Source organism: Hydrogenophaga aquatica (genome assembly GCF_054780915.1).
Map to the genome: position 1 here is coordinate 62472 of NZ_BAAGVK010000003.1, position 13411 is coordinate 75882.

Annotated in this window: 11 protein-coding genes; 6 read left to right on the top strand and 5 right to left on the bottom strand. The window is 67.2% G+C overall.

Going from position 1 to position 13411, the window contains the following annotated elements; genetic code table 11:
* Positions 1-77 precede the first annotated feature (77 nt).
* On the top strand, positions 78-1082 hold the full coding sequence (locus tag ACYVHH_RS03635) for an aldose epimerase family protein (RefSeq protein ID WP_460563694.1): 1005 nt from the start codon (positions 78-80) through the stop codon (positions 1080-1082).
* Between the two features lie 28 nt (positions 1083-1110).
* A complete protein-coding gene (locus ACYVHH_RS03640) occupies positions 1111-1713 on the top strand; it encodes a DJ-1/PfpI family protein (RefSeq protein ID WP_460563695.1) in 603 nt (200 codons plus the stop codon).
* A gap of 17 nt (positions 1714-1730) precedes the next feature.
* Here the strand turns inward: ACYVHH_RS03640 and ACYVHH_RS03645 are convergent, their stop codons facing one another.
* Positions 1731-2261, bottom strand: a complete 531-nt coding sequence (locus ACYVHH_RS03645) for a hypothetical protein (RefSeq protein ID WP_460563696.1) — start codon at positions 2259-2261, stop codon at positions 1731-1733.
* A gap of 177 nt (positions 2262-2438) precedes the next feature.
* Between ACYVHH_RS03645 and fumC the strand changes: the two genes are divergently transcribed.
* Both fumC and ACYVHH_RS03655 read left to right on the top strand, forming a co-directional pair.
* Positions 2439-3827 (top strand): class II fumarate hydratase, encoded by a 1389-nt coding sequence (gene fumC / locus ACYVHH_RS03650; RefSeq protein WP_460563697.1) that lies wholly within the window; start codon positions 2439-2441, stop codon positions 3825-3827.
* 82 nt (positions 3828-3909) lie between these two features.
* Entirely contained in the window at positions 3910-4704 is a 795-nt protein-coding gene (locus tag ACYVHH_RS03655; RefSeq protein WP_460563699.1) for a glutathione S-transferase family protein, read from the top strand.
* Between the two features lie 24 nt (positions 4705-4728).
* Here ACYVHH_RS03655 and ACYVHH_RS03660 read toward each other — a convergent pair whose 3' ends face one another.
* A complete protein-coding gene (locus ACYVHH_RS03660) occupies positions 4729-7092 on the bottom strand; it encodes a bifunctional diguanylate cyclase/phosphodiesterase (protein WP_460563700.1) in 2364 nt (787 codons plus the stop codon).
* Between the two features lie 227 nt (positions 7093-7319).
* Between ACYVHH_RS03660 and ACYVHH_RS03665 the strand changes: the two genes are divergently transcribed.
* Positions 7320-9278: a sensor domain-containing diguanylate cyclase gene (locus ACYVHH_RS03665; protein WP_460563701.1), complete on the top strand. Its 1959-nt coding sequence runs from the start codon at positions 7320-7322 to the stop codon at positions 9276-9278.
* An 87-nt stretch (positions 9279-9365) separates the two neighbouring features.
* Entirely contained in the window at positions 9366-10244 is an 879-nt protein-coding gene (locus tag ACYVHH_RS03670; RefSeq protein WP_460563703.1) for a methylated-DNA--[protein]-cysteine S-methyltransferase, read from the top strand.
* 6 nt (positions 10245-10250) lie between these two features.
* Here the strand turns inward: ACYVHH_RS03670 and ACYVHH_RS03675 are convergent, their stop codons facing one another.
* From ACYVHH_RS03675 to ACYVHH_RS03685, 3 genes are read right to left on the bottom strand one after another with little or no spacing between them, the layout of a single operon-like run.
* Positions 10251-10991 (bottom strand): ABC transporter ATP-binding protein, encoded by a 741-nt coding sequence (locus tag ACYVHH_RS03675; protein WP_460563704.1) that lies wholly within the window; start codon positions 10989-10991, stop codon positions 10251-10253.
* Positions 10992-11002: 11 nt separating this feature from the next.
* A complete protein-coding gene (locus ACYVHH_RS03680; protein ID WP_460563705.1) occupies positions 11003-12235 on the bottom strand; it encodes an ABC transporter permease in 1233 nt (410 codons plus the stop codon).
* Positions 12236-12239: 4 nt separating this feature from the next.
* On the bottom strand, positions 12240-13379 hold the full coding sequence (locus ACYVHH_RS03685) for an efflux RND transporter periplasmic adaptor subunit (RefSeq protein ID WP_460563706.1): 1140 nt from the start codon (positions 13377-13379) through the stop codon (positions 12240-12242).
* Between the last annotated feature and the right edge of the window lie 32 nt (positions 13380-13411).

Genomic DNA, 13411 nt, shown 5'->3' on the forward strand with positions numbered 1-13411 from the left:
GGTCAGGCGACAAATGGCGCCGTTTGCCCCCGTCAGTGCGGGAAAATACCTAACGTTCAACCACACCGTTGCCACCCATGCCCGCCCTGCTCGACCCCCACTCTTTTGCTGGCCTGGTGGACGGCTGTCCCGTCAGCCTGTACTTCCTGCGCAACGACAGCGGCATGACCGTGGCCATCACCAACATGGGGGCCAAGATCATGCAGGCGCAGGTGCCCGACCGCCATGGCCAGCCTGGCGACGTGGCTCTGGGGTATGGTGGCCTGAACGAGGTGCTGGCTGGCTCCCCTTCGCTGGGGGCCTTCGTGGCGCCCTATGCCGGGCGCATTGCGGGGGCGCGTTTCACGCTTGACGGGCACGAGTACCGCCTGGGGGCCAACGAAGGCCAGCACTGTTTGCATGGCGGCCCGCGCGGCTCACGCCACCAGGCTTTTGACATGGTGACGTACAACGACACGGCGCTGGTGCTGCGGTTGCGCATGCCTGCACAGGAAACGGGCTTCCCCGGCACGCTGGCCCTGCGTCTGACCTACCGTCTGGGTCAGGGCAACGAACTGCTGATCGAGCACGAGGCAACCTGCGAAGGCCTGCCCACACCGGCCAGTTTCACCAGCCACGGCTACTTCAACCTGGGGCTGCCGGAACAGCGAACCATCGACGGCCACTGGCTGCAGGTGCTGGCCGACGAAACGCTGGCCACCACGCCAGACAATGTGCCCACGGGCGAACGCCACCCCGTGGTCGGAACCGCGCTCGACCTGCGCCGCCCCCGCGAACTGGCCGAATCCGGCGCTTTCGACCATGCCTATGTGCTCCAGCCGGCCCAGCCGGGGCAACTGCGCCTGTGCGCCCGCCTGGGTTGCGAAGCCACTGGCCGCGTGATGGAAACCTGGTCCACCGAGCCGGTGATGCAGCTCTACACCGGTGACAAGCTGGGGCTGCCGCACGGCCCGCGCATGGGCGTGTGCCTGGAGCCGCAGCAGTTTCCCAACGCGCCGCACTGCCCGGGCTTCCCGCTCAACCTGGTGGCGCCTGGGCGGCCGTACCGGGCGGTCACGGCGTACCGGTTCATCGTGACCTAGGCAACCTCTTCAAACACGCCAGCCACCCATGCACATCGCCATCCTCACCTTCGACGGCTACAACGAGCTCGACTCCCTCATCGCCTACGGCATCCTCAATCGCGTGAAAAAGCCGGGCTGGCGCGTGTCCATTGCAAGCCCCACGGCGCAGGTGCAGTCCATGAACGGGCTGGTGCTGCAGGCCCAGGCCACGCTGGCCGACGCCTGCGCGGCAGACGCGGTGATTGTGGGCAGCGGCATGAAGACCCGCGACGTGGTGGCCGACCCGGCGTTGATGGCCCAGCTGAAGCTGGACCCGGCGCGGCAACTGCTGGGCGCGCAATGTTCGGGCACGTTGGTGCTGGCCAAGCTGGGTTTGCTGGGCGCCGTGCCCGCGTGCACCGACCTCATCACCAAACCCTGGGTGCAGGAGGCGGGCGTCGAAGTGCTGGACCAGCCGCTCTTTGCCAGCGGCAACGTGGCCACGGCGGGCGGCTGCCTGGCATCCACCTACCTGGCGGCCTGGGTGCTGGCGCGCCTGGAAGGCGTGGACGCCGCGCAAAGCGCCCTGCACTACGTGGCCCCGGTGGGCGAGAAGGAAGCCTATGTGCAACGGGCCATGGGGCATTTGATGCCGTACCTGGCGGCGTAACGCCAGGCTGCAAGTTGCTAGAAGCAGCTGTGTCCGGTCACAAGTCCAATACTCGTAACTTTCGACGGAGCGCCAAGCAGGCACTCAAGGTCCTTTAGCGTCGCTGGAAATCCAAAGGCACATCTTTTATCCGCTGTTCTGACCAATTCCTCTATCGACCATCCGCAGGCGCCCAGTTCGAGTCTCGTGGCGTTGTCGTAGAAATTCATGAATGAATGTCTTCCAACCAGAGCGCCGGGTGTGAAGGCAGGATGCCAGATCGCATGGTCGGTGTCGCCGATCTTGGCAACTTCCAGTCCGTGTTGATCCAGTCCACCAAATGCCGCATCCCGTGAACTTATCCACACTCCGTCCGGCAAGCGGATATCGAACATCGGCGATGACTTGAGATTGATCCAAAGGCGATGTACTGGATTTTCCGGATTCCCGGCATAGCGCCATGCCTCGGCGACGACTGCACCATCTTTCTCGTAGAAATAATGTTCCACATGCTGGGGCAGCGCACAGCCACCCATGCCCATGGCCCAAACCAGAAGCAGCGCGAACAATATGGGTTGCCGATTTGCTCGTCGGATGCAGTGCATACCGTACCTCCGATGAATACGTTAGTCACATGATGGCTAGGCAGGTGACAAACGATTATTGCCCTGTATTTTCCCGCCCATCAGCCACATCACCCAAACCCCCCGCCCAGGCGTAGCATTCCCCACAAGGAGGGCCACGCCATGCCAGCCACCCGTGAAGAACGCGACACCCTGGGCGCCATCAAAGTGGACGCGCGCCGCCTGTGGGGCGCGCAAACCCAGCGCTCGCTGGAGCACTTCGCCATTTCCACCGAACGCCTGCCCACTGCCTTCATCCGCGCCCTGGCTGTGGTGAAGGGCGCGTGCGCCACCGTCAACCAAGCGCTGGGCCTGCTGCCGCCAGACAAGGCGCAGGCCATTGCCCAGGCCGCGCGCGAGGTGGGCGAAGGCCATCTGGATGCAGAGTTCCCCTTGTCCGTCTGGCAGACCGGCTCGGGCACGCAGACCAACATGAACATGAACGAGGTGCTGGCCAACCGGGGCTCCGAGCTGCTGGGCGGCGGCCGGGGCGCGCAGCGCCTGCTGCACCCCAACGACGACGTCAACCTCGGCCAGTCGTCCAACGACGTGTTTCCCACCGCCATGCACGTGTCTGCCGCGCAGGCCATCACCAGCAACCTGCTGCCCGCGCTGGACGGGCTGCGCGCCACCCTGCAAGGCAAGGCCCAGGCGTTTGACAGCATCGTCAAGATGGGCCGCACGCACCTGCAAGACGCGGTACCGCTTACGCTGGGACAGGAATTCTCGGGCTACGTGGCGCAGCTGGACCAGGCGCGTGCCACCATACAGGCCTGCCTGCCGCCGCTGTGTCAGCTGGCCATAGGCGGCACGGCGGTGGGCACCGGGCTCAACACCCACCCCGCCTTTGGCGAGCGGGTGGCCGCCGAGCTGGCGCGCACCTACGGCCTGCCCTTTGCCCGCGCGCCCAACGCCTTTGCCGCACTGGGCGCGCACGACGCGTTGGTGCTGGCGCACGGCGCGCTCAAGGCGTTGGCGGTGGCGCTGGTCAAGATCGCCAACGACGTGCGCTGGCTGGCATCAGGCCCCCGGGGCGGGCTGGGCGAAATCACCCTGCCCGAAAACGAGCCCGGCAGCTCCATCATGCCCGGCAAGGTCAACCCCACGCAGTCCGAGGCGCTGGTCATGCTTTGCGGCCAGGTCATGGGCAACGACGCGGCCATCACCTTCGGCGCGGCCTCGGGCAACTTCGAGCTGAACGTGTGCAAGCCCCTGATTGCCCACAACCTGCTGCAGAGCATCCGGCTGCTGGCCGACGGCATGCGCAGCTTCGACGTGCACTGCGCGCGCGGCATCGAGGCCGACCGCGAGCGCATCGCGCAAACGCTGTCGCGCTCGCTCATGCTGGTCACGGCGCTGGTGCCGCACATGGGGTACGACCGCGCCGCCCAGGTGGCCAAGCTGGCCCACCGCGACGGCATCACGCTCACCGAGGCTGCGCTGGCCCTGGGTTACGCCACGCCAGAAGAGCTGGCCCGCTGGCTGGACCCCCGGGGCATGCTGGGGCAGTAGGAGGCCTTTGCTTTGGCCTGAATTTTGTCGACAGTGTTGACAAGACGCGTCACCTCTCGGCCTTCAGGCAGAATCAACGGCCATGGCCGTTCCTGTAGTCCACCACATTCCCGTCTGTCCGTTCAGCCAGCGCCTGGAAATCCTCCTGGCGCTCAAACACCGGCGCGACGCGGTGGAGTTTCGCGTGGTTGACATCACCCGCCCACGCGACCCGGAACTGCTGCGCAAGACGCGTGGCACCACCGCGCTGCCGGTGCTGGAGCTGCCCGATGGCCGGGTGATCAAGGAAAGCCTGGTCATCCTGCAGTACCTGGAAGACACCATTCCCGAACCCCCCGTGGCCCAGTGCGACCCTTACCGCCGCGCCGTCGAGGGCATGCTGTGCCGCCTGGAAGGGCCGTTTGGCAACGCGGGTTACAGCTTCGTCATGAACCAGGAGCCCGCCAGGCGCGATGCGCTTCGCGACGAGCTGCTGCGGCAATATGCGCTGCTCGACGACTTCCTGCTGGCACATGCCCCGCAGGGCACCTGGCTGTTCGAGGACTTCGGCTGGGCCGAGCTGGTGTTCACGCCCTTCTTCATGCGGTTCTGGTTCGTCGAGTACTACGAAGGCTTTGACCTGCCCGACGAGCGCCGGTACGACCGCGTGCGCGCATGGCGAGACGCGTGCCTGGCCCATCCGGCGGCGCAGCAGGTGAGCCGCGAGGAGATTGTCAAGCTCTATTACGACTACGCGCTGGGTGTGGGCAATGGCAACCTGCCACCCGGGCGCAGCCGCTCGTCCTTTGTGTTCGAGCCGCACTGGCGCACACGCCCCTGGCCGCCTGCCGGTAAACGCGGGCGGCACGCCACCGACGCCGAGCTGGGGCTTGCCTGACGCGGCAGGGCTCCCGCGACGGCCTTACTGTGTCAGCAGTTTCTCGAACTCCTCCAGCGGCATGGGTTTGCCGAACAGGTAGCCCTGGAAGAAGCGGCAGCCCGCATTGACCAGGAACTGGTGTTGCTCGGCGGTTTCCACGCCCTCGGCAATCACCATCAGCTCCAGGCCCGCGCCCAGGTTGATGATGGTGCGCGCAATCGATGCATCGTTGCGGTTCACCGTCACGTCCTTCACGAAGGACTGGTCGATCTTCAACTGCGTCAGCGGCATCCTCTGCAGGTAGGCCAGCGACGAGAAGCCCGTGCCGAAATCGTCCAGCGAGAAGCGCACCCCGCGTGCGCGCAGGGTGTTCATGCGGCCGATGGTTTCTGCGATGTCGCTGGCCAGGATGCTCTCGGTCAGTTCCAGCTTGAGTCGTGACGGGTCAATGCCTGTTTCCTTGAGCAGCCGCAGCACCTGGTCGACGTACGACGGACTGTCGAATTCCCGCGCGCTCACGTTGACCGCCAGCACCAGGTGCGCCATGGCCGGGATGTCCTGCCAGCGGCGCAGCGTCTCGCACGCCCGCCGCATGACCCACAGGCCGATCGGGATGATGAGCCCGGACGCCTCCGCCGCGGGAATGAACAGAGAAGGCGGCACCATGCCCACGCCCCTCCGTTCCCAACGGATCAGCGTTTCTGCGCCTATCACCCGCCCGTCCAGGTTCACCTGGGGCTGGTACACCAGGCGCAGCTCTGTGGGGATGGCTCGTGCCAGGTCCTCTTCCAGGGCCACCTGCTCGGCCAGCCTGTCCTGCATCCTGCGGTCGAACATCATGGCCTTGACGTACTCGCTGGCCTTGGCTTCCGCCAGTGCCAGGTCAACCTGCTTCAGCAGTTCGGAAGCAGAAGTCTGCTCGCGCCCGTCAAACACCAGGTAGCCAGCCGAGGCCTTGCACATCTGTTCATTGCCATCGATCAGGACGGGGGTGTCCAGCACGGCCAGCATCTGCTCGGCGAACACGCGGGCCGCTACCGCCGCGCGTTCCTGGCTGGTGCCCAGGTCTGGCAGCAGCAGCGCGAACTCGTCCGCACCCAGCCGCGCCAGGCTGCCGGATGTGCCTACCGCCGAGCGCAGGCGCTGCGTCACTTCCAGCAGGATGTGGTCGCCCGCATCGTGCCCCTGGGTGTCGTTGAGCTTGCGGAAGTCGTCGATGTTCATCACCACCAGGCCGCCCAGATGCCCCCGTCCCGCCACCGCGGCGAGGACCGCGCGCACATCGTCCAACAGGCGTTTGCGGTTGAGCAGCCCCGTCAGCGCGTCCAGGCTGGAAAGGTCTCGCATCACGTTCGACACGAAGAGCGTTTCGTCCCCCGTCTTGGCGCGGCCTGCCTGCGGGGCGGCGGGGCTGGGCGCGGCGCCCACGCGCAGCGAACGGGCCATGTCCGCCAGGGCCAGCAGGGGTCTGGCCATCCAGCCCGCCACGAACCAGGTCAGGCCCGCGAACGCTACAGCGGCCAGCACGGCCCAGAGCAGCATCTCGCGGCGGTTTTCCAGCACGGCCGCGAAAGCGCTGTCCCGTGGCTCCCGCAGCAGCACGCTCCAATGAACGAGGCCATCGCCATTGCTGGCCGCCGACATGCGCACCAGTGTTTCCACGAATGGCTGGCGCGCCGCCTCGTCCGACAGGTATCCGGCCAGGTCGCTGGACGTCACTGACGAGGGGGTGAACAGCCAGTTGCCGTCCACGTCGGCTATCAGCACTTGGGTGTCGCGCAACCCTATGCCCGACGTGGCCGAACGGATTGCCTCCTCGGCCCAGTCCCAGTACAGGTGCCCGCCCAGCACGGCACCGCCGGTGTCGTCCACCGTCATGGCTATGTCGACAAAGCGAGGCAACTCGCCACTTTCCCCCCGCTTGACGAAGGGCGCCAGCAGCTTGGCTTCGTGCGGGTCGCCGAAGTAGACGCCATTGCGGGCTTGCTGGAACCAGGGGCGTTGCGCCACGGACACCCCTTCCAGCAGACTGTCCGAGGCAACGATGACCTTGCCCGACGCATCCGCCAGGCCGATCCAGGCGTAGGCGGGGGTGGATGCCTTGACCCGGTCGATCAGGCGGCGGAACTCACCGGTCTGGCTGGGGGGGCGGTCGGCAATGGCCTGGGCGAGCACGGCCAGTTCGTCGCGCCGCGAGCGGATGTCCTGCTCGATGAGGTGGGCTATCGTTTGCGCGGAGGCGTGCAGCCTCTGCTGTACCGTTTCGCGCTCTCTCTGTTCCGCGCGGTGGCCCATCAACAGCACCAGCGCGACGCAGAAGACGAAGCCCGATGCACCCATCAGCAGCGTCAGCCGTGCGCGAACGCTGCGTTGCGGGTCCAGTCTCGCAAGTAAGCTCCCCAGCATGCCCAAGGTTCCTCTCCTGTCGAGTCGGCAGTTGGTTGGGATGGCGCCTGCCGCCAACCCTCCAGGCAATGCCTCCCAGGGGTTGCGTGGCAACAATGACGTGAATGCCGTTGATTGTCAAAACCATTTATACAGTATGGTCATACCCATGTGCCCGGGTAGGTGAATCACTTTCCATTTGGATCAAATCGCCTAAGTGGCGACAATTTGCGCATCACAAGAATCAATTGCTGACACCCCACGTGCAGACTTTCCGTTTGAGCCTTCGCATCTGGTTGTTCGGGTTGTCCTTGCTGGCCACCCTTCCTGTTCTTGCGCTCTCGCTGGTGGTGGTGTGGGAATTCAGGGCGTTCCAGCAGCGCACGGTGGTCGAGCAACTGGAAGCGCGCTCGGACGCGCTGACGCAGTCGATTGCCGAGCGGCTGAAGGCCGCCGTGGGAAGCATGGAAGCCCTGGCCGAGTCCGATGCCGCCCTGGCGCAGGACGTGCCGCGCCTGTACGAGCATGCCGTGCGCGTGAGCAGGCGAGCCCCCGACATCCATTCCATCACGCTGGTGGACGGCGCGGCCAACAAACTGTTTTACACGGCCGTGCCTTTTGGGGTTGCGTTGCCGCGGGCACATGCGTCTGAGCTGATCGAGGAAGCGCTGCGCACGCAAAGCCCCAACGTTTCAGGGGTGTTCGATTCGCCCATCAACCCGATCAAGGTGGTGGCTGTCACGGTGCCCATCATCCGCCAGGGCCAGGCCACCCAGGCCCTGCGTGCCATTCTCACGGCGGATTCCATCAACCACTACATCGCCAGCGACCGTCTGCCGCCGAACTGGATTGCGGGGGTGGCCGACCGCAACGGCAACATCGTGGCGCGCAGCCAGGACCCCCACATCCACGTGGGCCAGAAGTCCAGCAGTTCCTTTCAGTCCGCCATCATCAGCGGTACCCGGGGCGTGTTTCCGGGGTCCACGATCGAAGGCATTCCAACGATCCACAAGGTGCAGCCCATTTTCGGGCTGGACTGGTACCTGGGCGTGGCCGTGCCGCTGTCGGTGCTCAATGCGCCGGTGCAGGCCATGTTGCTGCACATCGCCGTGTTGAGCGTACTGTGGCTGGGGCTGTCGGTTCTCGTCTCGATCTTGTTCGCGGGGTACGTGGTGCGGCAAATGCAGCTGGTTTCGGGCGCCATGGAACACGGCCTTGCCGAGATGCCGCGCGGGCGGCGCATCCGTATCCGCGAGCTGTTCGAGATGCTGCAGCGCTTTCGGGACGCCAAGCGCACCGAGGCGGCGGTGCGTTCCGACCTGGGCCTGGCCGAAACCCAGCGTGACGAGGTGCAGGACCTGTACGACCGTGCGCCCTGTGGCTACCACTCGCTGGACAAGGACGGGCGGGTGGTTCGCATGAACCAGACCGAGCTGTCATGGCTGGGCCGCACCCGTGAAGAGGTACTGGGCCGGCACTACACCGAGTTCCTGACCGAAGAGAGCCGGCAGACGTTTGCCGAGACCTTTCCGAAGTTCGCACGCGAGGGGCAGATCAAGGATCTGGAGATGGAGCTGGTCAAGGGTACCGGCTCGCCCATGCCCGTGTTGCTGAGCGCCACGGCCATCCGTGACGAGGAGGGCGGCTTCCTGGCGAGCCGCTCGATGGTGTTCGACAACACCGAACAGAAGATGAACGAGGCGCAGCTGGAGCGTCTGGCGCGCACCGATGCGCTCACTTCGCTGAGCAACCGGCGCGACTTCTACGAAAGGGCACAGCACGAGTTGGCCCGTGCCAAACGCTCGGGCAAGGCGTTTTCGCTCATGCTGCTGGACGTGGATTTCTTCAAGAAGATCAACGACCAATACGGCCATGCGGGGGGCGACGAGGTGCTGCGGCGCCTGAGCCGGGTGCTGGGCGAGCTGCTGCGCGAGGTGGACACGCCCGCACGGCTGGGCGGCGAGGAATTCGTGGTGCTGATGCCCGAGACAACGCAGGACGGTGCCCGGCTCGTGGCCGAGCGCGTGCGCGAGCGGATGGAACACACCGCCGTGGACCTGAGCGATGGCCGCCAGATACGGTTCACGGTGTCGGTTGGCCTGTCGCAGTGGGCCGAGGGCGAAGACGACGTCGACGTGCCGCTGCACCGCGCGGACGAAGCGCTGTACCGGGCGAAGGCGGGAGGCCGCAACCAGGTGCGTGACTGAAGCGAAGCCACCCCGCATCTGCGCAAGAACCGGATTGCCCACACGCTGCTGCACGGCTATCGTGTGGGCACACCTGTTTGCCTTGCCATGACCTTTTCCACCCCCGACCGCCAGTTCGCGCTTGTTGCCCGGGCCATCGCCCACATCCGCGAGAACGCCCGCGCGCAACCCTCGCTGGAGCAGATTGCTGCGGCAGTGCATGTGAGCCCCTGGCACCTGCAGCGCACCTTTGCCGAATGGGCAGGCATCTCGCCCAAGCGCTTCCTGCAGTACCTGACCAAGGAACACGCCAAGCGCCTGCTGGCGCAAAACGTCGACAACCCGAGTGCCGACAACCTGAGCGTGACTGACAGCCTCGGCCTGAGCAGCCCCAGCCGCCTGCACGAGCTGATGGTGAGCTGCGAGGCCATGACGCCCGGTGAATACAAGCTGGGCGGCCGGGGCCTGACGCTGGGCCACGGCTTTGCGCCCTCACCCTTCGGGCGCGCGCTGGTGGCCTGGACGCCGCGCGGCGTGTGTCACTTTGCTTTCTGCACCGGCGGCGACGAGGCCATGGTGGTCGAGCTGGCTGCCTTGTGGCCCCGCGCCACGCTGGCGCGTGACGACGCCGGTGCCGCGCGATGGCTGCAGCAGATTTTTCCCGCCACGCCCACGCGCGGCACGGTGCACTTGGTGCTGCGCGGCACCAACTTCCAGATCAAGGTGTGGGAGGCGCTCATCCACACCGAATTTGGCCAGGTGCTGTCCTACCAGCAACTGGCAGGGCGCATCGGCCAGCCGCGTGCCAGCCGGGCCGTGGGCAGCGCCGTGGCGGCCAACACCATCGGCTTTCTCATTCCTTGCCACCGCGTCATCCGCGAAAGCGGCGACACGGGCGAGTACCGCTGGGGCGCGGAGCGCAAGCTGGCGCTGCTGGGGTGGGAGGCGGGGCGGCGAGAGGCGGTGGAGGGCGTTTTCCAAGACTGAGTAAATTTACTCAATGCTTGGATTTGTTCTTGGCGGCGTCACCGGCTCGTCCCGGTCAATCTGCCCGTCCACCAGTTCCACCAGCCGGTCGCAGCGCGCGGCCAGGTGCGGGTCGTGCGTGACGATGACGAAGGTGGTGCCGCGTTCGGCATGCATGCGCCGCATGAGTGCGAACACTTCGGCAGACGATGCCTGGTCCAGGTTGCCGGTGGGTTCGTCGGCCAGTACCAGGGGCGGGTCCAGCGCCATTGCCCGGGCAATGGCCACGCGCTGCTGCATGCCGCCTGACAGTTCTGCCGGGCGCTTGTTCTCGGCATGCGCCAGGCCCACCTGGGCGAGCAGGTCGCGGCCACGCTCGCGTTGGGCGGCGCTCACGTGGCCGTCGCTCATCAGGGCGGGCAGGGTCACGTTCTCCAGCGCGGTAAAGGCGGGCAGCAGGTGGTGGAACTGGAACACGAAGCCCAGGGTGCTGCGCCGCCGCAGGGTCAGCCCCGCGTCGCTCTGGCCGCGCATCTCCTGGCCCATCAGGCGGTAGCTGCCGCTGGTCATGGGTTCCAACAGGCCCAGTATGTTGAGCAGCGTGCTCTTGCCCGAGCCCGACGGGCCCATCAGCGCCACGAATTCGCCGCGCGCCACGCGCAGGTCTATGCCGTGCAGCACCTCCTGCTCGCTGGGCAGGCCGGGGTTGTAGGTCTTGCGCAGGCCTTGCAGGGCGATCAGCGCTTCGGCGTCCGGGCGGGTGTTCATGGCGCGTGCATTCACAACCTTATGGCTTGCGCCGGGTCCATGGCGGCGGCGCGCCGGGCCGGGGCAATGGCGGCCAGCACGCCGCACACGGTGGCAATGAATGCCACGTTCAGCCCCGTGCGCCAGGGCAGGGTGATGTTGAACAGCGGCAGCCCGTCGGAGCCCTTGACGAAGTGGGTGAACGCCCAGATGAGCGCCACGGCCAGCGCCAGCCCAAGGGCTGAGCCGAGCGCGCCCACCACCGCGCCTTGCAGCAGGAAGACGCGCAGTATCTGTTCGCGCGTGGTGCCCATGGCGCGCAAGATACCGATCTCGCGGCTCTTTTGCACCACCGACACCACCAGCACGCTGGCAATGCCCAGCACCACCACCACCAGCACCACGCCCCGGATGATGGCGGTGCTGACGGACTGCGCGTTCAGCGCCGAGACGAGCTGGGCGTTGTTCTCTTGCCAGCTTTCCACCTTGTAGGGATGGCGCTGGCGCAGTTCATTGGCCAGGGCCTGTGCGGTCCACACGTCGTGCACCTTCAGGTCGAGCTGGGTGGCGCCGCCCGGCAGGCCCAGCAGGCTTTGCGCGGCCCGCAGCGGCACGATCACCGTGCGGCGGTTGAGGTCGCGCACACCCAGGTCCACCAGAGCGGTCACGCGCACCACATCGCTCACGCTGCCGGTCTGCAGGGTGAAGCGGTCGCCCGCGCGCACGCCCAGGTCGGCCGCCAGTTCGCGCCCCACAATGGCTTCGCCCGGGCCCAGGCGCGCCTGCCCTGCCACCACGCGGCTGCGCAGGTCCACGATGCGGTCGTAGCGGTCCAGGTCCACACCCATCACGGCAATGGACTGCGTGGCCTCGCCGCGCAAGGCCAGCCCGGCGCCAGACACCATGGGCGACACCGCCGCTATCTGCGGCTCAGCCTCCAGCACCGGCACCAGGGCCTGCCAGTTGATGACGGAGCGCGGGCGCTGGGCGCGCGGCTGCGTGTCGCTGAGCACCTGCGTGCCGCTGGCGGGGAGGGCTGCGGGCAGTACCACGTCGTCGGGCGAACGCAGGTTGATGTGCGCCTGGGTGCCCAGGGTCTTGGCCAGGGTGCTGGCTTGCAGGCCATTGATCAGCGCCGAGATGTAGGCCACCACGGCCACCCCTGCCGCCACGCCCACGATGATGAGCAGCGTCTGCATGCGGCCTTCGCGCAGGAAGCGCAAGGCCACGCGCCATTCGAAGCCCAGCCAGATCCAGGGCGCCATGGCGTCAGCGGCCCATGGCGTTGGTGAGGGCGGAGGCCGCGCCACCTGCTTGTGCGTTCCCCGCCGTGGCAGTGGCGGTGCTGGCGGGCACCAGACGGGCGTTAACGCGCTGGCCTGCCTGTACCTTGTTGCCCAGCAGGACGGTGTCGCCGTCGGCTAGGCCTTCCAGCACCTCGGCCGCCTCCAGCGTGCGCAGGCCCAGGCGCACGTCGCGGGGCTGGGCCCGGCCGTCCAGGGCCAGCAGCACGCTGCCACGGTCCCCGGCAGGGGCGCCGCGCAGGGCAACCAGGGGCAGGGTCAAGGCGTTGTCGCGACGGGCGGTCTCCACCTCCACCGACAGGGTCATGTCCTCACGCAGGAAGGTGGGCGCGGGCCCGGCCAGGTCCAGCGTCACTTCAATGGCGCCGCGCTGCGCATCCACCGCCGCGCCCAGCGCCGACACTTTGGCCGCAAAGGGCTGGCCGGGGAAGGCGTCGGCCACCACGGCGGCGGGCTGGCCGGTCTGCAGCTGTTCCAGGAAGCGCTCGTCCACCTGGGCCTTGAGCTGCGTGGGCCCGGCCAGCGCCAGGGTCAGCAGCGCCTTGCCCGGCTGCACGATCTGCCCAGGCTCCACCTGGCGCAGCAGCACGCGGGCGGGTGCGGGGGCGCGAATGTCCGTCTGTCCCAGCCGCGCCTGCGCGGCCAAGGTGGCGGCGCGCGCGGCGGCCAGTTGGGCACCCGCCACGTCTTGCGCGCGGCGGGTCTCGTCCAGCCGCGAAGCGCTGATGAACCCCCGGTTCACCAGTTCCTGGGCGCGGTCGAATTCGGCACGTGCCGCCTTGACGGTGGCTTCGGCCTGCCGCTCGCTGGCCTGGGCCTGTGCCAGCGCGGGGCGCAGTTCGTCCTGCTCCAGCCGTACCAGCACGTCGCCCTGGCGCACATTGGCCCCCTCCTGCACCAGCACCTGGGCCACGCGCCCGGTGACGGTACTGCCTACGTCTACGCGCGAGAGCGTGGCCATGCGGGCAGAGAACTGCACCGTGCGTACCAGCGGCGCGGCCTGCACGCGCAACGCGTCCACCTGCTGCGGGCGCCAGGCCAGCCACGCGGCGGCGCCCGCCACGGCGCACAGGCCCAGCAGTGCAATGGTCCAGCGGCGTTTCACAGGAGTGTTTCGGGTGGTTGATGCATGCCTGC

Excerpts from the sequence above, each read along its gene's own strand:
- ACYVHH_RS03635 (WP_460563694.1), top strand. The coding sequence starts at position 78 with ATGCCCGCCCTGCTCGACCCCCACTCTTTTGCTGGCCTGGTGGACGGC.
- ACYVHH_RS03640 (WP_460563695.1), top strand. The coding sequence starts at position 1,111 with ATGCACATCGCCATCCTCACCTTCGACGGCTACAACGAGCTCGACTCC.
- fumC (WP_460563697.1), top strand. The coding sequence starts at position 2,439 with ATGCCAGCCACCCGTGAAGAACGCGACACCCTGGGCGCCATCAAAGTG.
- ACYVHH_RS03655 (WP_460563699.1), top strand. The coding sequence starts at position 3,910 with ATGGCCGTTCCTGTAGTCCACCACATTCCCGTCTGTCCGTTCAGCCAG.
- ACYVHH_RS03660 (WP_460563700.1), bottom strand. The coding sequence starts at position 7,092 with ATGCTGGGGAGCTTACTTGCGAGACTGGACCCGCAACGCAGCGTTCGC.
- ACYVHH_RS03670 (WP_460563703.1), top strand. The coding sequence starts at position 9,366 with ATGACCTTTTCCACCCCCGACCGCCAGTTCGCGCTTGTTGCCCGGGCC.
- ACYVHH_RS03675 (WP_460563704.1), bottom strand. The coding sequence starts at position 10,991 with ATGAACACCCGCCCGGACGCCGAAGCGCTGATCGCCCTGCAAGGCCTG.
- ACYVHH_RS03680 (WP_460563705.1), bottom strand. The coding sequence starts at position 12,235 with ATGGCGCCCTGGATCTGGCTGGGCTTCGAATGGCGCGTGGCCTTGCGC.